The organism is Nonomuraea sp. NPDC049504 (genome assembly GCF_040676845.1).
GTDB lineage: Bacteria > Actinomycetota > Actinomycetes > Streptosporangiales > Streptosporangiaceae > Nonomuraea > Nonomuraea salmonea.
Genome location: NZ_JBFAPT010000016.1, coordinates 88,389 through 108,418, shown reverse-complemented (window position 1 = coordinate 108,418; position 20,030 = coordinate 88,389). Strand labels below are relative to the sequence as shown.

General features: G+C 71.7%; 22 protein-coding genes. 8 read left to right on the top strand and 14 right to left on the bottom strand.

What is annotated here, in order from left to right:
* Positions 1-21 precede the first annotated feature (21 nt).
* Genes AB0K28_RS28785 through AB0K28_RS28775 form a run of 3 tightly spaced genes read right to left on the bottom strand, consistent with a single transcriptional unit; the run spans position 22 to position 2,190 of the window.
* Positions 22-873, bottom strand: coding sequence for an ABC transporter permease (locus tag AB0K28_RS28785; protein ID WP_364376087.1), 852 nt, complete (start codon positions 871-873; stop codon positions 22-24).
* Positions 833-1,723 (bottom strand): ATP-binding cassette domain-containing protein, encoded by an 891-nt coding sequence (locus AB0K28_RS28780; protein WP_364376085.1) that lies wholly within the window; start codon positions 1,721-1,723, stop codon positions 833-835. The genes AB0K28_RS28785 and AB0K28_RS28780 overlap by 41 nt, the downstream gene beginning before the upstream one ends.
* Positions 1,720-2,190, bottom strand: coding sequence for a MarR family transcriptional regulator (locus AB0K28_RS28775; RefSeq protein WP_345403737.1), 471 nt, complete (start codon positions 2,188-2,190; stop codon positions 1,720-1,722). Before AB0K28_RS28775 ends, AB0K28_RS28780 begins: the two co-directional genes overlap by 4 nt.
* Before the next feature lie 119 nt (positions 2,191-2,309).
* On the opposite strand from AB0K28_RS28775, the gene AB0K28_RS28770 reads away from it, so the two are divergent.
* On the top strand, positions 2,310-3,089 hold the full coding sequence (locus tag AB0K28_RS28770) for an LLM class flavin-dependent oxidoreductase (protein ID WP_345403734.1): 780 nt from the start codon (positions 2,310-2,312) through the stop codon (positions 3,087-3,089).
* Between the two features lie 165 nt (positions 3,090-3,254).
* On the opposite strand, the gene AB0K28_RS28765 is transcribed toward AB0K28_RS28770, so the two are convergent.
* Together AB0K28_RS28765 and AB0K28_RS28760 are read right to left on the bottom strand one after the other, a co-directional pair.
* Complete coding sequence (locus tag AB0K28_RS28765; protein ID WP_364376083.1) at positions 3,255-4,274, bottom strand: glycoside hydrolase family 11 protein; 1,020 nt, start codon at positions 4,272-4,274, stop codon at positions 3,255-3,257.
* A 263-nt stretch (positions 4,275-4,537) separates the two neighbouring features.
* Complete coding sequence (locus tag AB0K28_RS28760; protein WP_364376080.1) at positions 4,538-5,923, bottom strand: aminotransferase class V-fold PLP-dependent enzyme; 1,386 nt, start codon at positions 5,921-5,923, stop codon at positions 4,538-4,540.
* A gap of 240 nt (positions 5,924-6,163) precedes the next feature.
* On the opposite strand from AB0K28_RS28760, the gene AB0K28_RS28755 reads away from it, so the two are divergent.
* Positions 6,164-6,844: a DUF4142 domain-containing protein gene (locus AB0K28_RS28755; protein ID WP_364376077.1), complete on the top strand. Its 681-nt coding sequence runs from the start codon at positions 6,164-6,166 to the stop codon at positions 6,842-6,844.
* A gap of 59 nt (positions 6,845-6,903) precedes the next feature.
* On the opposite strand, the gene AB0K28_RS28750 is transcribed toward AB0K28_RS28755, so the two are convergent.
* The 5 genes from AB0K28_RS28750 to AB0K28_RS28730 all read right to left on the bottom strand — a co-directional run bounded on the left by AB0K28_RS28750 (position 6,904) and on the right by AB0K28_RS28730 (position 9,711).
* Positions 6,904-7,419 (bottom strand): MarR family transcriptional regulator, encoded by a 516-nt coding sequence (locus AB0K28_RS28750; protein ID WP_364376074.1) that lies wholly within the window; start codon positions 7,417-7,419, stop codon positions 6,904-6,906.
* Positions 7,420-7,437: 18 nt separating this feature from the next.
* Positions 7,438-7,707 (bottom strand): DUF3040 domain-containing protein, encoded by a 270-nt coding sequence (locus tag AB0K28_RS28745; RefSeq protein WP_345403719.1) that lies wholly within the window; start codon positions 7,705-7,707, stop codon positions 7,438-7,440.
* A gap of 161 nt (positions 7,708-7,868) precedes the next feature.
* On the bottom strand, positions 7,869-8,624 hold the full coding sequence (locus tag AB0K28_RS28740; protein ID WP_345403716.1) for a cytochrome c oxidase assembly protein: 756 nt from the start codon (positions 8,622-8,624) through the stop codon (positions 7,869-7,871).
* Complete coding sequence (locus AB0K28_RS28735) at positions 8,621-9,130, bottom strand: DUF2243 domain-containing protein (RefSeq protein WP_364376069.1); 510 nt, start codon at positions 9,128-9,130, stop codon at positions 8,621-8,623. The genes AB0K28_RS28740 and AB0K28_RS28735 overlap by 4 nt, the downstream gene beginning before the upstream one ends.
* Positions 9,131-9,132: 2 nt before the next feature.
* Positions 9,133-9,711: a hemerythrin domain-containing protein gene (locus AB0K28_RS28730; RefSeq protein ID WP_364376066.1), complete on the bottom strand. Its 579-nt coding sequence runs from the start codon at positions 9,709-9,711 to the stop codon at positions 9,133-9,135.
* A 174-nt stretch (positions 9,712-9,885) separates the two neighbouring features.
* On the opposite strand from AB0K28_RS28730, the gene AB0K28_RS28725 reads away from it, so the two are divergent.
* Positions 9,886-11,088, top strand: a complete 1,203-nt coding sequence (locus AB0K28_RS28725) for a hypothetical protein (RefSeq protein ID WP_364376063.1) — start codon at positions 9,886-9,888, stop codon at positions 11,086-11,088.
* Positions 11,089-11,133: 45 nt separating this feature from the next.
* Here the strand turns inward: AB0K28_RS28725 and AB0K28_RS28720 are convergent, their stop codons facing one another.
* Positions 11,134-12,420 (bottom strand): MFS transporter, encoded by a 1,287-nt coding sequence (locus AB0K28_RS28720; protein ID WP_364376060.1) that lies wholly within the window; start codon positions 12,418-12,420, stop codon positions 11,134-11,136.
* A complete protein-coding gene (locus AB0K28_RS28715; RefSeq protein ID WP_345403709.1) occupies positions 12,417-13,304 on the bottom strand; it encodes a polysaccharide deacetylase in 888 nt (295 codons plus the stop codon). The genes AB0K28_RS28720 and AB0K28_RS28715 overlap by 4 nt, the downstream gene beginning before the upstream one ends.
* A 202-nt stretch (positions 13,305-13,506) precedes the next feature.
* On the opposite strand from AB0K28_RS28715, the gene AB0K28_RS28710 reads away from it, so the two are divergent.
* Both AB0K28_RS28710 and AB0K28_RS28705 read left to right on the top strand, forming a co-directional pair.
* Positions 13,507-14,745, top strand: a complete 1,239-nt coding sequence (locus tag AB0K28_RS28710) for a histidine kinase (RefSeq protein ID WP_364376057.1) — start codon at positions 13,507-13,509, stop codon at positions 14,743-14,745.
* Positions 14,742-15,392: a response regulator transcription factor gene (locus tag AB0K28_RS28705; protein ID WP_364376054.1), complete on the top strand. Its 651-nt coding sequence runs from the start codon at positions 14,742-14,744 to the stop codon at positions 15,390-15,392. Before AB0K28_RS28710 ends, AB0K28_RS28705 begins: the two co-directional genes overlap by 4 nt.
* Positions 15,393-15,394: 2 nt before the next feature.
* Here AB0K28_RS28705 and AB0K28_RS28700 read toward each other — a convergent pair whose 3' ends face one another.
* Positions 15,395-16,258: a DUF2268 domain-containing putative Zn-dependent protease gene (locus AB0K28_RS28700; protein ID WP_364376051.1), complete on the bottom strand. Its 864-nt coding sequence runs from the start codon at positions 16,256-16,258 to the stop codon at positions 15,395-15,397.
* Between the two features lie 44 nt (positions 16,259-16,302).
* On the bottom strand, positions 16,303-17,082 hold the full coding sequence (locus AB0K28_RS28695; protein WP_364376048.1) for a hypothetical protein: 780 nt from the start codon (positions 17,080-17,082) through the stop codon (positions 16,303-16,305).
* A 56-nt stretch (positions 17,083-17,138) separates the two neighbouring features.
* Between AB0K28_RS28695 and AB0K28_RS28690 the strand changes: the two genes are divergently transcribed.
* Genes AB0K28_RS28690 through AB0K28_RS28680 form a run of 3 tightly spaced genes read left to right on the top strand, consistent with a single transcriptional unit; the run spans position 17,139 to position 20,019 of the window.
* Positions 17,139-18,140, top strand: a complete 1,002-nt coding sequence (locus tag AB0K28_RS28690; protein WP_355422427.1) for an AAA family ATPase — start codon at positions 17,139-17,141, stop codon at positions 18,138-18,140.
* Positions 18,137-19,075, top strand: coding sequence for a DUF58 domain-containing protein (locus AB0K28_RS28685; RefSeq protein WP_364376045.1), 939 nt, complete (start codon positions 18,137-18,139; stop codon positions 19,073-19,075). The genes AB0K28_RS28690 and AB0K28_RS28685 overlap by 4 nt, the downstream gene beginning before the upstream one ends.
* Complete coding sequence (locus tag AB0K28_RS28680; RefSeq protein ID WP_364376042.1) at positions 19,072-20,019, top strand: VWA domain-containing protein; 948 nt, start codon at positions 19,072-19,074, stop codon at positions 20,017-20,019. The genes AB0K28_RS28685 and AB0K28_RS28680 overlap by 4 nt, the downstream gene beginning before the upstream one ends.
* The last annotated feature ends 11 nt before the right edge of the window (positions 20,020-20,030 follow it).

The following is a 20,030-nucleotide window of genomic DNA, read 5'->3' as shown; positions in this document are numbered from 1 at the left end:
TAAACGGGCGATGACCTGCGCCTACCTGGCCAGGCGGCCGAGCAGCGCGGCCGCCGCCGTGATGCCGGCCGCGGCGGCCACCGCCAGCACCGCGAAGTCCAGCGGCAGGTGCGCGGGGACGCCGAGCAGCAGCCCGCGCAGCGCGTCCACCTCGTAGCTGAGCGGGTTGACCGCGCTGACCACCCGCAGCCATTCCGGCATCGAGGTCGTCGGGTAGAGGGCGTTGGAGGCGAAGAACAGCGGCATCGTGATGGCCTGGCCGAAGCCCATCAGCCGGTCGCGCGTACGGACGATGCCGGCGATCGTCACCGACAGGCAGGCGAAGAACGCCGAGCCGAGCAGCACCGCCGCCATCACGCCGAGCAGGCGCAGCGGGTGCCAGGACAGGTGCACGCCGAGCAGCGCGGCGATGACCACGACCACGACCGCCTGCACGATGGCCTTCACCCCTGCCGCGAACGCCTTCCCCGCCACCAGCGCCGCCCTGGGCGTCGGCGTGACCAGGAGCTTGGTCAGCACGCCTGAGTCGCGTTCCCAGATGATGTGGATGCCGTAGAAGATGGCGATGAACATCGTGGACTGCGCGATGATCCCCGGCGCCAGATAGTCGCGGTAGGGGATGCCGCCGGTCGGGATCACGTTGATGCGGGTGAACGTCTCGCCGAAGACCAGCAGCCACAGCGCGGGCTGGACGGCGCGGGTGTAGAGCTCCGTACGGTCGTGGCGCAGCTTCTGCAGCTCCACCACGCACATGGCGGCCACCCTGGCCTGGACGACTCGCCAGGCGGGCCGGTCCTGCGCCGGCGCGGGCAGCAGGACCGCCGCCGCGCCGTCAGCCGACGCGGGAGGCGGTGTTGCGGGTACGGCGGACATCGCGGAACTCCCCTCCCTCGTCGAGACCGCTGCCGGCGACGTCGCGGAAGACGTCCTCCAGGGTCGGCGTGCTGTCGTCGCCGCGCCGGGCGCGCAGGTCGTCGGTCAGTTCGCGCGGCGTGCCCAGGGCGCGGATCCCGCCCTGGTGCATGAGGGCCACGCGCTCGCAGTACTGGTCGGCCTCGTCCATGTAGTGGGTGGTGACCAGGACGGTCATGCCGGTCGCGGCGCGTACGGCCATGATGTGCTCCCACACGACCGTGCGGGCGATGGGGTCGAGGCCGATCGTGGGCTCGTCGAGTATGAGCAGGCGGGGCGCGCTGACCAGGGCCTGGGCCAGCTCCAGGCGGCGTACCATGCCGCCCGAGTAGGTCTTCGCCAGCCGGTCGGCGGCGTCGGTGAGGCCGACCGCCTCCAGTGCCTGGGCGACCCGCGCCCGCCGCTCGCGTCTGGGGACGTCGAAGACGCGCGCGAAGAGCGAGACGTTCTCCCTGCCGGTCAGCCCTGAGTCGGCCGAGAGCTGCTGCGGGACGTACCCGAGCAGGCGCCGCACCCGCATCCGGTCGGCGGCCACGTCCAGCCCGAACACCCGCGCCATGCCCTTGGGCACGGGCAGCAGCGTCGTCACGCATCTGATCGCCGTCGTCTTCCCCGCACCGTTGGGCCCGAGCAGCCCGAACACCTCCCCTGCGCGCACGGTCAGGTCGAGCCCGTCCACGGCGACGGACTCGCCGAACGCGTACCGCAACCCGGTGCACGCGACCGCCGCCTCCTCACGTCGCGGATGGCCGGGCGCATGACCCGCTCGGCCGTCCGGGACGCCGTCGCGGGCGGCCTCGGTGGGCGTCATTTCGCGGTCACCTCCTCTTCCTGCTCTTCCTGCAGGCCGGCGGCCAGGCGGCGCAGCGCCGGGAGCGCCGCCTCCAGCGCGGCCCTGTCCTCCTCGGGGAGCCGGGCGAGGTGCTCGCGGACGAGCGCCGTGCGGCGTTCCTGCCAGGCCCGCAGGCGCGCCTCGCCGTCCGGGGTGGGCAGCAGCCTGGCGGACCTGCGGTCGTCGCTGCGTACCTCGCGGTGCAGCAGCCCGGCCCCGCTGAGCTGGTTGACCAGCGTGGAGACCGAGTTGCCCGCCAGATAAAGCTCCTTGGCCGCTGCCGACACGCTGATGCCGGGGTGGTCAGCGACCAGGCGCAGCAGCTCGACCTGGGCGCCACGCAGCCGCGGCCCGGTCAGGCCCTGACGCAGGCGGCGCCGGATCAGCCGGTTGAGCCCGAGCAGCACGCCGGCGAACGCACTGGGCAGATCCTCCTCTGTCCTCATGCCCGAAATGTTAGCTCTGCTTACGATGTAATGGGAAATTTCCAGCTCAAGGGATGTTTGTCGGCGGCTTACCGTGTTTCGTGGTCGAGCGGGCTCGTGCGCGGGCATAGCCTTACCCCATGGTGCGCTTCGCTGTCGGGCTGCCGAACGTCGGCGAGTTCGGAGACCCCACGCTGCTGACCGAGCTGGGCGTCGCCGCCGAGGAACACGGCTGGGACGCGGTCTACCTCTGGGACCACCTGCTCTACCACGACGCGAGCTGGCCGGTCGCGAACCCGGTGGTGGCGCTGTCCGCCATCGCCGCCCGCACGCAGCGCGTCCGCCTCGGCATCCTGATGACCGCTCTCCCCCGGCGCCGCGTGCAGACCGTCGCCAAGGAGACCGCCTCACTCGACCGCCTCTCCGGCGGCCGGCTCGTCTTCGGCGCGGGGCTGGGCTCGATCGACGAGGAGTACACCGACTTCGGCGAGGACCCCGACCTGAAGGTCCGCGCCGCCAAGCTCGACCAGGGCCTGGACGACCTGACCCACCTCTGGGAGCGGCTGCCGCCGGCTCCCGTGCAGCGGCCCCGCATCCCGATCTGGTGCCCCGGCCGCTGGCCCACGCGGGCCGGTTTCCGCCGTGCGGCCCGCTGGGACGGCGCCATGCCGACCTTCCGCGACTACGGCCACGACCTCCCGCCGGTGCCGGTGGCCGAGTTCGCCCGCGTGGTCGACTTCCTGGGCGAGGAGCGCGGCTCACTGGACGGCTTCGACATCGCCCTGGAGGGCCGCGCCGCCGACGGCCTCGTCGAGGGCTACGCGGAGGCGGGCATGACGTGGTGGGTGGAGGCGATGGGCTGGTGGCGCGGCGGTGTCGCCGACGCCCGCAAGACGATCGCCGCCGGCCCGCCCCGCTGACTCATCGGCCTTCCCCCTCAAACCGCAGAAGACCGCGCCGCCGGACCGGCGGCTTCCCCCCTCAGTGCGAAAGGCCGCCACCGAAACGGCGGTCGACCCCGGGCATGGACAGCGCTGTGGCGCGGCGGCTTTCGCAGCCGTCGCGCCACAGGGTTCAGAGGGAGGTCAGCCTGCGCTGCAGGAGACCGAGGGCCAGGTCCAGTTGCCGTTGTGCTGGATGGTCACGCCCCAGTTGTTGCCGCTGCCGTTCGGGCGGGCGGTGAGCACTTGCGAGCTCGGGTAGCTGGCGGTGATGTTCCAGGTGGACAGGACGCGGGCCGGGGAGGGCACGTTCATCGTGACGGTCCAGTTGCTGGAGCCGCTGACCGAGACGTTGAGGTTGTAGCGGTCGCTCCACTGCTGGCCGGCGGAGAGGGTCGCGGTGCAGCCACCGCCACCGCCGCCACCTCCGCCGCCACCGCCGCCTCCACCACCGCCACCGCCGCCGCCCCCGCCGGAGCCGCCGATGGTGATGTTGGAGTTGCCGCTGCTCTGGTAGCCCTCGGTGGCGAGGATCATGTAGTCGTGGTTGCCCAGATTCATGCCTGCGCGGGCCCAGGCGTCGAAGTGGTTGCCGGCGGTGATGGTGCCGCCCGTCCGCTTCTGCTGCCTGACGCTCCAGAACTGGTCGAAGGTCCTGGTGCCCTCGATGGACGGAGCGTTGTAGCGGGTCGTCTGGTAGATGTCGTACGTCCCGCCGTCGGTGGTCACGGTGCCCCGGTAGTTACCGGTGGGCCGGTACGTGCCCCAGTTGTCGACGATGTAGTACTCGATGAGCGGGTTCCTGGTCCAGCCGTACAGGGTCAGGTACGCGTTCCCCGACGGGTTGAAGCTGCCCGAGTACGACACGCTCCTGCGCCCGCCGGTCGACCAGCCCTTGCCGGCGACGAAGTTGCCGGTGTTGCGCCAGGACGTGCTGTAGTTCCCGCCGGAGCCGAGCTCCATGGAGACGGTGCCCTGGGCGTCGGTCCAGAAGGAGTAGAAGTAGCCGTTGTTGTTGCCGGTCTGGTTCGTCGTGATGGCGGCGTGGGCGATGCCGGGGAGCATCGCGACGGCCAGCGCCACGACGATGGCGCCCGCGCGGGCGATGAACCGCCGTGCGCGGCCGCGTCTGCGGCCCGGCGGGTAGGGGGGTGCGCCGTTCATGGGGTGCTTCCTCCTCGCGTGATGACGGCGGGGATGCGGGCGGCGTGGTACGCGCCCGATGGCCGAGGTGGCCCCGATCGAACGTGGTGAAGCCGAGTGCCCGCCGAAAATATCGGTGGACTGGCGAAAGTATCGGCCCGCTTTCCGGCACCTGTCAACGGCCTCTTGCGCGAAGTGAAGACCCCTTTACCACACTGACGCTGGAAGCTGCGGAAATAAGGCTGTCAAGCGTCAATGAAACTTTCGTGCGCACCCCGAAACACTTAGCCGACGTCGGCCGCCGCCCGGATGGTCTCCAGTGCACGATCGACGTGACGGGCGTGGGTGCGGAAGCTCAGCACGCACAGCCGCAGATACAGCCGTCCCTGGACGTTCGTGCTGCTCAGGTAGATCTGGCCGCCGTCGTTGATCTCCTGGAGCAGCCGCCGGTTGCGCTCGTCGTCGCCGTCGCGCAGCCGGAACACCACCACGGTCAGGTCGGGCCGCCACGGCACGGAGAAGCGGGGATCGGCGGCCAGCTCGCGGTGCACGACGGCGGCGAGGTCGAGCTTCTCCTCCAGCTCGCAGGTGAAGGCGTCCACGCCGTGCAGGTGCAGCGGCAGCCACAGCCGCAGCCCGCGGAACTCCCTGGTCAGCTCGACGCCGAGGTTGGCGAAGTCGGGCAGGCCGTCCATCGCGGCGAGGTCCTGGAGATAGTCGCCGCCGTCGGCGTGCGCGGCGTGCAGCGTGGCGGGGTCGCGGACGAGCAGCACGCCGGTCCCGTACGGCAGGAACATGCTCTTGTGCGGGTCGAGGGCGATGGAGTCGGCCCGTTCCATGCCGGTGAGGAGCGGCCGGCCGCGCTCGGTGAGCTGGAAGCCGCCGCCGTAGGCCGCGTCCACGTGGAACCACAGCCCCTCGCGGGCGGCCAGGTCCGCCGCCTCGGGCAGGGGGTCGATGGTGCCGGTGCCGGTGGTGCCCGCCGTGCCCGCCAGCAGGAACGGCCGCAGTCCCTTGGCCCGGTCGGCGGCGATCAGCCCGGCGGCGGCGCGTACGTCCATGCGCAGGTCATCGGTCATGGGCACCTCGCGCACGGCGGCGGCGGGCAGGCCGCAGATGCGGGCGGCCTTGGCCACGCAGTGGTGGGTGTGGCCGGTGACGTACAGGGTGGCGCCGCTCAGGTCGTCGCCCAGCCGGCTCTGGCGGGCGGCCAGCACCGCCGACAGGGTGGCCGTCGAGCCGCCGCTGGTGGTGACGCCGCCCGCGCCGGGCGGCAGCCCGAACTGCCCGCACAACCAGGTGAGCACGCCGTGTTCCATGGCGACCAGCGCGGGCGACATCTGGGCCAGACCCGTGTACCGGTTGGCGGCGTTGGCGAGCAGCTCCGCCAGCGCCGCCGAGTACAGCCCGCCGGCCGGGAAATACGCGAGGTAACCGGGGCCCGCGGTGTTGACGCCCTGCCCGGCCGCCCGCAGGAACGTCTCCGCCAGCTCCCCGAAGTGGCCCGGGCCCGCGGCGGGCGGGCGGCGCAGGCGCTCCGCCAGGCCGTCGGGCGGCGAGTAGTCGCTGGCGGGCGACTTCTCCAGGGTGTCGAGCCAGTCGGCCAGCATGTCCACGGCCTGCCGGCCGAGTGCCGCCATGTCGGGGCGGTTCAGATCGAGTTCCGTCATGCCCGGCACCCTAGAAGAAGTCGGGCAAACGGGGATTGGACGTACCGGGCGTGCACCAGGTCGAGCCCGCCCAGACCGGGACGACGCCGGTGATGCGCGGAGTCGACGGCGCCCATGGCGTCTCCTCCGGTGATCGTTCATACCCTCCTGCAACTTTTGCACAGTGCCATGAACGGCCTCGCCTCCGGCGGCGTACCTCATGATGACGGCCGTCTCAGGCCGGGGAAGGGGACGATGATCATGGGACCCCGACGCGTACTCGTCGTCTGCGCGACCACCGTGCTCCTGCCGGTGTCGGCGTGCGCCGGCTACACACCGACGCCCGCCGCGGACGGCGCCAACACGGCCGCGCTCGCCGAGGTGGCGAGCGAGTCGCCGTTTCCCGACGAGGAACCCTCCGAGTCCTCCGCCCCGCCCGCGGAGGACGAGGACGAGGGGGTCTGGGAGACGAAGTGGGGGCCGGTGTCGAAGATCGACAGGGAGCTCATCCGCAAGGTACGCCTGGCCAGCCTCTGGGAGATGCCGATGGCGCAGGACGCCGTGCAGCGCGCCACCACGGCCAAGGTCAGGCAGGTGAGCGAGACGATCGCGAGCCAGCACCACACCCTGGACCGGCAGGTGCGCGAGGTGGCCTCGAAGCTGGAGATCACGCTGCCGGTGAAGCCCACCGAGCAGCAGCAGAGCTGGATGAGCGACATCTCCGGCAGCAACGGCTCCGCCTACGACGCCACGTACATCAAGTGGCTGCGCCTGGCGCACGGCCAGATCTTCGGCTTGATCGGCCAGGTGCGCGGCAGCACCCAGAACACGCTGGTCCGCCGCTTCGCCGAGCAGTGCAACGCGGCCGTGCTGAACCACCAGCGCCTGCTGGAGAGCACGGGCCTGACCACCCCGGAGAGCTTCCCCGACCCGGCCGCCTGACCTGACCTGACCTGACCAGACCAGACCTGACCTGACCTGACCAGACCGGGGCTGCGGGGTCAGACGTCCTGCCAGCCCAGCGGCCGGGGCGCGGTCTCCGCGGACTCGCCGCCCGCCTCGTTGAAGGCGTTCATGGCGGAGATGAGCGCGCGGCGCTGCTCGGCCGACATGCGGGCGACGATGGCGCCGATCTCGGTACGGCGGCGCTCCATCACCTGGTCGACGATGCGCCGCCCCTCGGTGGTCAGCCGCATCAGGCTCTCGCGCCGGTTGTGCGGGTTGACCTCGCGCACCACCAGCCCGGCGGCCATCAGACGGTCCGCCATGCGCATGGCGGTGGAGGAGTTGACGCCGAGCAGGTCGGCCATGGTGACGAGTTTGGTCTCGCCGTGCCCGGCCAGCACCACCATCATCCGGAACTGCGGCAGCGTGATGCGGTCCTCGACCGCGCCGAGCGACCGGGCGGCGACGGCGACGAGCAGCCGCGACCCGCTCAGCACGGCCGTGACGACCGCCGACAGATCATCGTCCCCATCATCAGCAGATTTCCCGCTGATCGCGGACATGTCACCCATGACCACAGTTGTACCGCGCTACCCCTCCTGCCGGGCGCCGGCCCCCTCACAGGAGCTGAACGGCACCCCCGGGCATTCCCGCTCCCCCGTCGTCAGCAGCAGCACGATCCCCATCATGAAGATCGCGCAGGTGAGCAGCATCAGCATCAGCCAGACGTGCACCGCCGACCTGCGCCGCAGGGAAGAGCCACAAGAGCCGGAGAGCAGCGCGTCCAGCTCGGGCTCGTCGAGCGCCAGCCGCTTCTCCAGGTCCTCCAGTGCCCGCCGCTCTTCCCGGGAAAGCCCCATCCCTCACGCCTCATCTCCTCGGCGGCCATTCCGCGGCACCCAGGACACGCCCCCGTGTACCTCCCCGCATCTCGACGACCATTTCAGCCGGACGGCCTGAGGAGACCAAGCGAACCTTGCATACTGCAACAAACCTGTGATGCGGGCCTGCCTGCGAGGAGTCAGGCGGACACGGACCGCACAGGGGACGCGGCGGGGCGGCGGCGCGGCCGCCATGAGCTCACCAGGGCGAGGGCGAGCAGCAGCTCGGCCAGGTCCCCGCCGTAGTACATGATCTCGGCGGCGCCGCGCCGCTGCTCGGCCGGTACGGGCAGATCTACGGCGAGGCCGGCGTACATGAGCTGGGACAGCCCGGCGTGCACGGCGATCGCGACGCCCAGCACGACCAGCCGCACCGGTACGGACGGCCGCCGCGGCGCCGGGTCGGGACCGGCGATCACCCACGCGAACAGGCAGCCGGACAGCAGGAAGTGCAGGTGGACGGCCTCGTGCAGCCAGGGGTTCGTGAGGGTCTGCCGGTAGAGCGGCGTGCAGTACAGCACCACCATCCCGCCCACGCTGAGCAGCAGCGCGACGACGGGATCGGCGACGAGGCGCACCGAGCGCAGCAGCGCCGTGAGCCGGCGGGCGCGGGCGGCCGGCAGCGTACGCAGCAGCAGCGTCACCGGCGCGCCCAGCACCAGGCCGAGCGGCGCCAGCATGCCGATGAGCAGGTGCTGCAGCATGTGGCCGCGGAAGTCGTGCGCGGCCAGCTCGGCGACGGGCCCGGCCAGGGCCGCGGCGACGAGAGCGAGACCGGCCAGGAAGGCAGCGGAACGCCACGGGCTCCACTTCCCGCGGCCCGCCAGAGCCAGATAGGCGGCCGCCGGGAGCAGGAGCAGCAGCACCGTGCCGTCGACGTGGTGGTGGTGGCTCACCGCGGGGCCTGGCAGAGGTCGAGCGTGTCGGCGCCGCGCCGCAGCGCCCACCCCCCGGCCACCAGGATCACTCCGAGCGCCAGGAACCCGAGGTCCCACGCCAGCTGGTACGGCCCCGTACGGACGTGGTGGATGCCCAGCAGGTGATGGTCGATCACGCCTTCGACCAGGTTGAACAGCCCCCACCCCGACAGGATCCAGCCCCACAGCGCCCGCGAGCGCCACACCCGCCCGCGCGAGGCGGTCACACGGGAGTAGAGCAGGCCGATCCCGACGAGCACGGCCAGCCAGGTCACGGTGTGGAACAGGCCGTCCCACACCGTGTTCATCCGCAGCCCAGGCACGGTGTCGACCGGGTAATGACGCACCCCGATGCGGTCGGTGTCGGTGCTGCTCAGCATGTGGTGCCACTGCAGCAGCTGATGCAGCAGGATGCCGTCGACGAAGCCGCCCAGCCCGATCCCCAGGATCGTGCCGGGCAGGCCGATTCCCTTGGGGGCCGCCATGATCAGGGGTTCTTGCCCATGGCCTGGCGGACGACGTCGCGGACGCGGTCCATCATCGCGATCGGCGTGCCCATGAGCACGTTCTTGGTGGCCGACTCGGTGCCGGGATGCGGGTGGGTGGGCGCCATGGCCTCGGCGGCCTTGACGCCGGCGGCCATGCTGCGCCGCTCGGCCTCGGTGGTGTGGGCGATGAGCTTGTTGAACTCGTAGCGCTCCTCGGCGCGGGCGTGCGCCTCGACGGCGCCGCGCAGCATCAGCAGGTTCTCCATGAAGTCGGGTGCGTCGGGGCCGGCCTGGTCCATGGCGGACAGCATCTCCTTGGCCTGGTTCTCCTCGGCCAGCCGGTCCTCCACCACGCCCTCGCCGCCGTCGATCTTGCCCCGCGCGTACGGGTGCACGATCTCCTCCTCGGCGGTCTCGTGCACGGCGAGCATGCGCACCAGCCGGGTGAACGCCTCTCCGCGCTGGTCGGCGGGGGCCTGCTCGACCTCGTCGAACAGGTTCCTGATCATCCCGTGCTGAGCGACCAGCAACTCGATGACGTCCGTCTCGGCCATCTTCTCCGGCGCCGTCTTCGTCATGTCTCTCCTCCTTCGAAGTACGGGGCTGCCTACCCCGGGCGCGGCCGGACACGCTCAAGAGGCGAACGGATTAACCAACGCGGGGCTTCGGCGTAACGGGCGCCGAGATTGCACCGGGACGCCCCGGGTAGGCGGGCACATCGCATGTTCCCGACCGCGAAGGAGCGGACGCACATGACTTTCAACCCACTGCGCGAGCGCGGCATCCCCTTGGACAAGCAGCTGCGCAACTGGCGGGAGCTGAACGTCACGCCGACCGATCCCGATCACGCCGACCCGTACACGCGGTGCCGCATCATCGCCATGAACGGCATCGAGGTCGAGGCGATCATGTTCAGCCACCACCTGGCCCGGCACTGTCCGGACGTGGAGATCAAGCAGCAGCTGGCCCGGGTGCGCTACATCGAGGCGCAGCAGCAGAAGGTGGTCAACTGGCTGCTGCCCGGTCTCGCCTCGGTGCTGGAGACGACGATCGCGTACGAGCAGGTCGCGGTGGACCTCACCGCCTGGGTCGCCCGCATGGAGCCCGACCCGTACCTGCAGCAGGCGTACCAGTTCGGCGTCCTGGAGGACTTCGACCACCTCTACCGGTATTCGAACCTGTACGAGATGATCGAGCACCGCAAGGCCGAGAAGATCGTCGACCAGCTCACCGAGGTCATGCCGGGCCGGCCGACGTTCATGCACCACCGTGATCCGGTGGACAACGTGCGCGAGCCGTACGACCGGACCAAGACGCCCCCGATCTCGAAGCTGCACGCGCTGACCATCATGGCGGCCGAGCAGCAGACGATGAACTTCTACATGAACGTCGGCCCGACCTACATGGAGCCGATCGCCCGCCAGCTCTACCAGGAGATCGGCCTCATCGAGGAAGAGCACGTCACCCACTACGAGTCGCTCGTCGACCCCGGCGAGAGCTGGTGGGAGATGCTGCTCAACCACGAGTACAACGAGTGCTACCTGTACCACTCGTTCATGGAGACCGAGTCCGACCCCAAGGTGAAGAACATCTGGGAGCTCCACCTCAACATGGAGCTGGAGCACCTGCGACTGGCCGCCGAGCTGTTCAAGAAGCACGACGGCCGCGACCCCGAGCAGGTCCTCGCGCCCGAACTGCCGGCCCCGGTGACGTTCGAGCCGAACAAGGCGTACCTGCGCGAGCTGATCGCGACCCAGATCGACTACACCACCCTGGGCACCGGCTACGTCCAGGAGGCCCACGAGCGCTTCGAGAAGATGCAGGAAGCGATCATGGGCGGCGAGAAGGCCCCCTCGGAGCGGGTCATCGACGACAACCGCGCCAAGAACGGCCGCGAGTACCGGCTGCAGACCGAGGGCGAGCACCCGGTCCACAGCCTCGCCGCCAACCGCTGACCGGCGCCCGGCCCCCGCAGGCCGGCCGGTCACGCGGGGGCCGGGTCAGGTCAGCTCCTTGTCCTTCGTCTCGGGCATGGTGGCGTAGACGATCACGCCGATCAGCGCCGCACCGGCCACGTAGATCCACACCAGGTCGCGGTGGCCGTTGGCGCTGAGCCAGGTGGTGACGTACGGGGCGGTGCCGCCGAAGACGCCCACGGACAGCGCGTACGGCAGCCCGATGCCCGTCGTGCGCACCTCGGCGGGGAACTGCTCGGCCATGACCGCCGCGCAGTTCGCCGAGTAGCCGACCAGCAGCACCACGCCGGCGAGCTCGATGGCCAGCAGCGCGCCGAAGCCGCCGTCAAGGAAGCGGAAGGCCGGCCAGGCCAGCACCAGGAACCCGAGCGCGAACGCGAGCATCGTCGGCCTGCGCCCCACCAGGTCCGACAGCAGCCCGCCGAACGGCAGCAGGACGAGCAGCACCAGCACCGCGATCGTGTTGGCGAGCAGCGCCCTGCTCAGCGGGATGCCGGTGTCGATGTGGGCGTAGGTCGGCATGTAACTGACCCACACGTAGTAGAGCAGCGTGCCGGCGATCGCCACGCCGGCCACCCGCAGCGCGGCCCGGGGATGCTCGCGGAGCATCGCCCTGAGCGGGTTCGTCCGCGTCCGGCCCGACGCCACGGCCCGCTCGAACGCCTCCGTCTCCGGCACCGACACCCGCAGCCACAACCCGGCCAGGCCGAGCAGGCCGCCGATCGCGAACGCCACCCGCCAGCCCCAGCCGTACAGCGCCGCCTCGTCGAGGACGGAGGTGAGCACCGTGCCGAGCCCCGACGCGATCAGCACGCCGCCGCCGACCGACACCTGCTGCCACGACCCGGCGAACGCGCGCCGCCCGGGGGCCGCCGACTCCACCAGGAACGCCGACGACGTGCCCCACTCGCCGCCCGCCGAGAAGCCCTGCACCAGCCGGGCCAGCACCAGCACGACGGGGGCGAGGACGCCGATCGTGTCGTAGCCGGGGCAGATCGCGATCACGAACGAGGCCGCCGCCATCAGCGAGATCGTCAGCGTCATGCCCTTCTTGCGGCCGTGCCGGTCGCCGTACGGGCCGAGGATCGCCCCGCCGATGGGCCGCATGACGAAGCCCGCGGCGAACACCGCCAGCGCCGGCAGCAGGCTCGCCGCCTCGTCGCCCGACGGGAAGAAGTGGCCGGAGAACACCGACGCGAACGTGGTGTAGATCGCCCAGTCCACCCATTCGACCGTGTGGCCGACGGCGCCGGCCACGATGGCCTTGCGCTGAGCAGGGGACAGCCGGGTCGCGGAGGCCGCGACCGTCACGCGTGTTCCCAGACGTACGCGGCGATTCCGGCGTGGGTGGCGTACCAGACGCCCTCGTGCGCGTCGATGTGCTGCAGCAGCTCACGCAGCGCCGCCATGCGGGAGCGGTGGCCGATGATGTGCGGGTGCAGGGTGAGCTGGAACAGCCCGCCCTCCCTGTACGCCTCGTCGAACTCGTCGCGCCAGATCGCCGCCGCCTGCCGCGGCGGCGTGTAGGGCCGCGACGCGCCGTCACGGTCCATCGTCAGGTACGGCGCGTCGTCCCTGATCCACTCCACCGGGATCTCCACCACGCCGGTCGGCTCGCCGTCGGCCAGCAGCTCGTACGGCTCGTCGTCGGCCATCAGCGAGGAGTCGTAGCGCAGGCCCAGCTCGCGGGTGATGGCCAGGGTGTGGTCGGAGAAGTCCCACGACGGCGTGCGGATGCCGACCGGGCGCGTGCCGGACAGCCGCTCCAGCGTGTCGGCCGCGCGCAGCGCCAGCTCGCGCTCCTCGGCCGGGGCGAGCCGCATGTTGCGCTCATGGATCCAGCCGTGCATGGCGACCTCGTGGCCGGCCGCCACGTAGTCGCGTACCTCGCCGGGGTGCAGCAGCGCCGACACGGCGGGCATGAAGAACGACGCGGGCACCCCGTACCGCTCCAGCAGGCGCAGCATGCGCGGGGCGCCGACGCGGGAGCCGTACTCGCCCTGGGACAGCCGGCCCGGCCGGGTCTCGCCGTCCTTGAGCGGGATCGTCTCGTGGTCGGAGTCGAACGACAGCGCGACGGCGACGCGGGCGCCGCCCGGCCACGACGCGGGACGCAGGCTGCGGCCGGCGCGCACCCGGTCGACGTGCCCGCGCCAGGTCCGCTCGTCCCACTGCCAGGGCTGCTGGTCGGTCATGGTGAGGGGGGTCTCCGTCCGTGAACTTCGCAATCTGTCCGAACTTACCGGCTATCGGGATATGCAGCTCCTTTGCGGTGCAACGCCGGGACGGCCACCGCCCGCCTGCGCGCCCGCCCCGCCGGAGGCGCCGCGTGAGCGACCTCGAAGCGGCGGGAAACCGCCGAAAGAGACGGCTTTTCCTCGACATACACTCTCGGATGTGACAGGGAACCTGTTCCGCCGGTGGACGTGCCTCATCCTGGGCGGAGCCCTGCTGATGCCGTACATGATGGTCGGCGTGCTGGTCGCGGGCCTGGTGAGCGGCGAGCCAGGCAACCTGCTGCTGCCTGCGCAGATCGGCGTCTTCGCCGCGATGCTGCCCGTCGTGGCCGTCACCGGGCTGTTCCTGCCGGTGCGCGGGCTGGAGGTGAGCGCGGCGCAGGGCCTGCTGGGGGCACGCGTGCGCACCCCGCCACGGCAGACCGGCAGAACCTGGCAGGAGCGGCGGCGCACGGCCGCCTGGTTCACCCTCCACCTGGGCGTCGGCGGCGTGCTCAGCGGCTGCACGCTGGCGATCCTGCCGTTCACGGCCTTCACGCTCGTGGTGCTCTTCACCGGGCCGCCCCCGGACCTGGGCGGGATGGAGATCACGCCGGGCTGGAACGCGGTGCTGTGGGCGCTCGGCGGGGTCGCGCTGCTGATCGCTCTGATCGCCCTGGCGGCCGGAGCCGGCGAGCTGCTGGCCAGGCTGGCTCCCGTCCTGCTCGGCCCCACCCCCTCGGAGCGGCTGGCCGCCGCCGAGGAGCACGCCCGCGCCCTGGCCGAACGCAACCGCCTGGCCCGCGAACTGCACGACTCCGTCGGCCACGCGCTCAGCGTCGTCACCTTGCAGGCCGCGGCGGCAGGACGCGTCCTCGACCGCGACTCCGACGACGCCCGGGCCACGGCACGCACCGCGTTGGCCGCCGTCGAACAGTCGGCCCGCGCCGCCCTCGACGACCTCGACCACGTCCTCGGCCTCCTGAGAGACGACGCCTCCCCTGGCAGGGACGCCGAGGATGACGAACGCCGGACCACGCCGCAGGCCACGCTGGCCGACCTCGGCGAGCTCATCGCCACCTCGGGCGCCTCCGTGCAGCGGCAGGTGGGCGATCTGTCCGGGGTGCCTGCCGTGGTGTCACGGGAGGCGTACCGGATCGTGCAGGAGGCGCTCACGAACGCCATCAAGCACGGCCACGGCCCCGTCCGCCTGACCGCCGCCGTCCACGGCGACGACCTGCACCTGGAGGTCGTCAACGCCCAACGCGGTGGCGGCGGGTGGAGCGGTGGCTGGAGCGGGGGGCGCGGGCTGGCGGGGATGCGGGAGCGGGTCAGGTTGCTGCGGGGTGAGCTGGAGGCCGGGCCTGCCGCGGGTGGGTGGCGGGTGACGGCTCGGCTGCCGCTACGGTCGGGTTCATGACGCTGCGAGTCGTGATCGCCGACGACGAGGATCTCATCCGTGCCGGCCTGCGCATCATCCTCGACGCCGAGCCGGATCTCACCGTCGTGGGTGAGGCCGCCGACGGCGCCGAGGTGCTGCCCATCGTGCGCCGGGAGCGGCCAGACGTGGTGCTGATGGACGTCCGCATGCCCGCCGTGGACGGCATCAGGGCCACCGAGCGGCTGCTGGCCCTGGATGATCCGCCCAAGGTGCTGGTGGTGACGACGTTCGAGAACGACGACCACGTCTACGACGCGCTCCGGGCGGGGGCCAGTGGCTTCCTGCTCAAGCGCACCAGACCGGACGACCTCGTCCAGGCCGTGCGCATGGTCGCGGCCGGCGACTCGCTGCTGTTCCCGGCCGCGATCCGCGCCCTGGCCGGCCGCCGGTCACCGGCGGGGTCGCCGGACCGGGTGCCCGGCATCGACCGGCTGACCGAGCGCGAGGGCGAGGTGCTGCGGCTGATGACCAGGGGCCTGTCCAACCAGGAGATCGCCGGCGAGCTGGTCGTCAGCCAGGAGACGGTCAAGACGCACGTGGGCAACGTCCTGGCCAAGCTGGGCGCGCGTGACCGCACCCAGGCGGTGATCGCCGCGTACGAGTCCGGGTTCGTCTCCCCCGGCTGACGTCACGGACGGACGCCACCGCGGCGCAGCAGCTCGGCCGCCGGGACGACGGTGGCCTCGGCCGCGGTGAGCCCCGTGCCGGCCAGGGCGCGGTCGACCAGGTGGAGGCCCACCGCGTACCCGGCCATGTCCGGGATGCCGCGCGGCTCCTGGCCGAACCTCCGCGCCGTGCCGTCGCCCAGCACGTACGCCGGAGTGTTCTGCATTCCCTGCAGGCCGAAGTCGGTCATGATCAGCTCCAGGGCGCGCTCGAAGGCCTCCCCCGCCACCATGGACGACCACGGCCCCATCGCCTCGGGCCCCGCCTGCTCGCGGACGAACGCCTCGGCCAGCCCTTCGCCGACCACGTGCTCGCCCACGGTCACGGTGGCCGGGTTCCACTCCACGTTGGTGTAGCGCACGTGGTGGTGGAACTCGTGCACGGCCAGGTGCGGGATCCGCCCGATCACCTCGTCCGCCGGCCACGCCAGCAGGTAGATGTACCCGGTGCCGGCTCCCATGCCGTAATAGCCCCCTGCGGTCGTCATCAGGTGCTCGTTGTCGGGGTCGCCCATGACGAGGAAGACCTCCAGCGAGTCGGCCTGCTCGGCGCCGCCGAGCGCCCGCGAGGCCCGCTCCAGCTCGTGCCGCACCTGGCCGAGCACGTCCTCCTCGATCATGCGTCGGACGGCGGGCAGGTAGCGCGGGTCATCCCTGTCGGCCCGGAAACCGCCGCCCTGGTGGTGGATGTCGACGATGTCGCCCGGCATCGGGATGGACGAGCGCATCGGCTCCAGCAGTTCCCGCAGCGCGTCAGGCCGGTGCGAGAGCGGCCGCTCCAGCAGGGACGCCATCGGGGTCAGGGTGTCGTGAACGATGAATTCCATGACCCTGGACGCTAAACCCTCACGTTACGTGAGGATCAACCGAATTACAGCGGCGACTCGTCGCCGGGGTCCTCGCCCGGCGAGCGTCCCGGCGTGCTCCGCCCGCTCTCCGTGGGCGACGGCGACTGCGAGGGAGACGGCCGCGGCTCCGGCGTCTCGGGCGTCGGCGGCGGCGTCGGCACGAACACCGTCGGCGGGAGCTGCCGGGGCTGCGGCTCGCTGTCCTGCCGCCCGAGCAGCAGCAACAGCAGGATCGTCACCACCAGCAGCAACAGCAGCACCATGGCGAGCGCGGCGATCAGCACCCGCTTGCGCGTCTCGGTCAGTGGCCGGCGCGGGCGCGGCGGCCCCGGCAGGGCGGGGGCGCGGTCGGTCAGCCAGTACGGCACGAAGTCCGGCCCATGGGCCTGCCCGATGAGCGTCCCGCCCACCATGACCGGCTCCAGGAACCGCTCGGCGCCCGGCCGCCCAGGCGCGTACGGCACCGCCACCCACGGCGCCCGCCCCCCGTCGTACGCCAGCACCTCGGGCGCGCCCTCCAGCACCGCGCCACCGCCGCGCGGCCGGGCGGGACGGTTGAGCCAGCCGCGCACCCCCGAGCGCTCCCGCCCGCCAGCGTCTCTGATGGCGGTGACGAACCGGTCGCGGGCCGCGGCGTCGTAGGCGGCGCCGCGGGTGAGCACCGCGAGCGACACGGCCCGCCCGTCGGGGCCCTGGCCGAGGTACACGAATCCGGCGGGCGCGCTGTGCAGGCGCGCCTGCACCACGTAGGGCCCCAGCCGGGGAGGATCGCCGTACTGCAGGGGACTTGCCACGTTTGCCATGTAAGCACAGACGTGGCGTCGTGCGAGTTTGCGGCGCGTTTGGTGGAATGGGCGTCATGAGCGTCGCCGAAGAGTTGCCAGGCGGAAACGACGCGGCACTGCTGCGTCAGAGTCTCGACGAGGTCCGGCGTGTCATCGTCGGCCAGGACCACATGGTCGAACGCCTCGTCGTGGCCCTGCTGGCGCGCGGGCACTGCCTGCTCGAAGGAGTTCCTGGGGTCGCCAAGACCCTCGCCGCCTCCACCCTGGCCACCGTCGTGGGCGGCACGTTCGCCCGTATCCAGTTCACCCCCGACCTCGTGCCGAGCGACATCGTCGGCACCCGCGTCTACCACCCGTCCAATGAGAAGTTCGATGTCGAGCTCGGCCCCGTCTTCGTGAACTTCCTGCTGGCCGACGAGATCAACCGCGCCCCCGCCAAGGTCCAGTCCGCGCTGCTGGAGGTCATGGCCGAGCGTCAGGTGACGCTGGCCGGCGTCACCCATCCGCTGCCCAGGCCGTTCATCGTGCTGGCCACCCAGAACCCGATCGAGTCCGAGGGCGTATACCCGCTGCCCGAGGTGCAGCGCGACCGGTTCCTGTTCCGGGTGCGCGTCCCCCATCCCAGCGCCCACGAGGAGCTGGAGATCCTGCACCGCATGAGCGTCACCCCGCCCGTCCCCGACCGCGTGCTCGACCCGCCCAAGCTGCTGGCCCTGCAGAACGCCGCCGAGCAGGTCTCGGTGCACCAGCTCGTCGCCGACTACGTCGTGCGCCTCGTCATGTCCACCCGCAACCCGGCCGAGTACGGCCTGGCCGACCTCACCGACACGATCGAGGTCGGGGTCAGCCCCCGGGCGACGCTCGGCCTGGTGTCGGCGGGGCGGGCGCTGGCGCTGCTGCGCGGGCGCGACTACCTGCTGCCCGACGACGTACGCGACGTCGCGGTGGACGTCATGGCCCACCGGCTGATGCTCACCTTCGACGCCCTGGCCGACGGGGTCGATCCCGAGCAGGTGGTCAAGCAGATCCTGCACGCCGTACCCCCGCCCCTCGTCGTCTGGAACCAGAACCGTTGAGCAACACAGCAGAACAGGCGCTGCGGCGACTCGAGCTGACCGTCACCCGCCGGCTCGACGGCCTGCTGCACGGCGCCCACCAGGGCCTGCTGCCGGGCACCGGCAGCGAGGCCGGCGACAGCCGCGTCTACGTGGCCGGTGAGGACGACGTGCGCCGCATGGACTGGGCGGTCACCGCCCGCACGACCATCCCCCACGTCCGCGACCTGATCGCGGACCGCGAGCTGGAGACGTGGGCGCTGGCCGACCTGTCGCCCAGCATGGACTTCGGCACCGCCGACAGCGACAAGCGCGACCTGGTGGTGGCGGCGATCGGCGCGATCGGGTTCCTGTCCAGCCGCATGGGCGACCGGTTCGGGGCGCTGGTGATCCACGACGAGTACGTGCACCGCATGCCCGCCCGCACCGGCCGCCCCGCCCTCTACGGCCTGCTGCACTCCCTCATGGACGCGCCGCGCGGCAGCATCGTGGACGACCCGCCCGACCTCGCCGAAGGCATCGACATACTCAACGCCACCCGGCGGCGCCGCGGCCTGCGGCTGATCGTCTCCGACTTCCTCGACGCGCACCCCGACCTCGACCCCGACGCCGAGCGCCCCTGGGAGCGGCCGATCCGCCGCCTCGCGGCCCGCCACCAGGTGCTGGCCGTCGAGGTCATCGACCCCCGCGAGCTGGAGCTGCCCGACGTGGGCCGGGTCGCGTTCGCCGACCCCGAGACCGGGAACGTACGCGAAGTGCACCTTTCGCCGAAAATCCGGCAGGCGTACGCGGAGGCCGCGGCCCTGCAGCGCGAGAGCACCCGCCTGGCTCTGCGCCGCGCCGGTGTCGCCCACCTCGTGCTGCGCACCGACCGCGACTGGGTGTTCGACGTCGCGCAGTTCGTGCTGCGCCAGCGCCGCATGAGCCACCTCGCCCACAGGAGGCCGTCCGCATGACCTTTCTCGCCCCCGCCTGGCTGTGGTTGTTCGTGCTCGTGCTGCTGCTCGTGGCGGGCTACGTGGCGGCCATGTTCGCCCGCCGCCGCTACACGGTGCGCTTCACCAACCTGGCCCTGCTCAACCTGGTCGCCCCCGCCGGTCCCGGCTGGCGCCGGCACGTCGCGCCCGCGCTGTTCCTCGTCATGATGTCGCTGCTGGTCGTCGGCGCCGCCAAGCCCGCCGACCAGGTACGCGTCCCCCGCGACCGCGCGACCATCATGATCGCCCTGGACATCTCGCTGTCCATGGACGCCGACGACGTGCAGCCCGACCGCATCAGCGCCGCCAAGGCCGCCGCGCAGGCGTTCGCCCAGGAGCTGCCCGACCGCTTCAACGTGGGCGTCGTCTCCTTCGCCCGCTCGGCCAACGTGATCGTCTCCCCCACCACCGACCACCAGGCCGTGGTCACCGCGCTCGGCAACCTCACCACCCGGCCGGGCACCGCCATCGGCGAGGCGGTCTTCAACTCGCTGGAGTCGGTGCGCTCCTTCGACCAGCAGGCCGCGACCGACCCGCCGCCGGCCGCGATCGTGCTGCTGTCGGACGGCGACAACACCTCGGGCCGGTCGGTCAACGAGGCCATCGAGGCGGCGCAGCAGGCCCGCGTACCGGTCTCCACGATCGCGTACGGCACCCAGGAGGGCACGGTCAGCATCGACGGCCGCCCGGTGAACGTGCCGGTCAACAAGCAGACGCTGCAGGCCCTCGCCGACGGCACCAGCGGACGGGCCTACACCGCCGAGTCCGGCAGCGAGCTGCGCGAGGTCTACGAGCAGATCGGCACCTCGCTCGGCTACAAGCTGGTCAACCAGGAGGTCACGCAGTGGTTCATCGTGGCCGCGATCGTGGCCGGGCTGCTGGTGGCGGGCGCCGCGGTGCTGTTCGGTTCGCGGATCCCGTAACGTTTTCCGAC

What these genes read in the sequence shown, in the direction of transcription:
- AB0K28_RS28785 (WP_364376087.1), bottom strand. Translation starts at nt 873, where the DNA reads ATGTCCGCCGTACCCGCAACACCGCCTCCCGCGTCGGCTGACGGCGCG.
- AB0K28_RS28780 (WP_364376085.1), bottom strand. Translation starts at nt 1,723, where the DNA reads ATGACGCCCACCGAGGCCGCCCGCGACGGCGTCCCGGACGGCCGAGCG.
- AB0K28_RS28775 (WP_345403737.1), bottom strand. Translation starts at nt 2,190, where the DNA reads ATGAGGACAGAGGAGGATCTGCCCAGTGCGTTCGCCGGCGTGCTGCTC.
- AB0K28_RS28770 (WP_345403734.1), top strand. Translation starts at nt 2,310, where the DNA reads ATGGTGCGCTTCGCTGTCGGGCTGCCGAACGTCGGCGAGTTCGGAGAC.
- AB0K28_RS28765 (WP_364376083.1), bottom strand. Translation starts at nt 4,274, where the DNA reads ATGAACGGCGCACCCCCCTACCCGCCGGGCCGCAGACGCGGCCGCGCA.
- AB0K28_RS28760 (WP_364376080.1), bottom strand. Translation starts at nt 5,923, where the DNA reads ATGACGGAACTCGATCTGAACCGCCCCGACATGGCGGCACTCGGCCGG.
- AB0K28_RS28755 (WP_364376077.1), top strand. Translation starts at nt 6,164, where the DNA reads ATGGGACCCCGACGCGTACTCGTCGTCTGCGCGACCACCGTGCTCCTG.
- AB0K28_RS28750 (WP_364376074.1), bottom strand. Translation starts at nt 7,419, where the DNA reads ATGGGTGACATGTCCGCGATCAGCGGGAAATCTGCTGATGATGGGGAC.
- AB0K28_RS28745 (WP_345403719.1), bottom strand. Translation starts at nt 7,707, where the DNA reads ATGGGGCTTTCCCGGGAAGAGCGGCGGGCACTGGAGGACCTGGAGAAG.
- AB0K28_RS28735 (WP_364376069.1), bottom strand. Translation starts at nt 9,130, where the DNA reads ATGGCGGCCCCCAAGGGAATCGGCCTGCCCGGCACGATCCTGGGGATC.
- AB0K28_RS28730 (WP_364376066.1), bottom strand. Translation starts at nt 9,711, where the DNA reads ATGACGAAGACGGCGCCGGAGAAGATGGCCGAGACGGACGTCATCGAG.
- AB0K28_RS28725 (WP_364376063.1), top strand. Translation starts at nt 9,886, where the DNA reads ATGACTTTCAACCCACTGCGCGAGCGCGGCATCCCCTTGGACAAGCAG.
- AB0K28_RS28715 (WP_345403709.1), bottom strand. Translation starts at nt 13,304, where the DNA reads ATGACCGACCAGCAGCCCTGGCAGTGGGACGAGCGGACCTGGCGCGGG.
- AB0K28_RS28705 (WP_364376054.1), top strand. Translation starts at nt 14,742, where the DNA reads ATGACGCTGCGAGTCGTGATCGCCGACGACGAGGATCTCATCCGTGCC.
- AB0K28_RS28700 (WP_364376051.1), bottom strand. Translation starts at nt 16,258, where the DNA reads ATGGAATTCATCGTTCACGACACCCTGACCCCGATGGCGTCCCTGCTG.
- AB0K28_RS28695 (WP_364376048.1), bottom strand. Translation starts at nt 17,082, where the DNA reads ATGGCAAACGTGGCAAGTCCCCTGCAGTACGGCGATCCTCCCCGGCTG.
- AB0K28_RS28690 (WP_355422427.1), top strand. Translation starts at nt 17,139, where the DNA reads ATGAGCGTCGCCGAAGAGTTGCCAGGCGGAAACGACGCGGCACTGCTG.
- AB0K28_RS28680 (WP_364376042.1), top strand. Translation starts at nt 19,072, where the DNA reads ATGACCTTTCTCGCCCCCGCCTGGCTGTGGTTGTTCGTGCTCGTGCTG.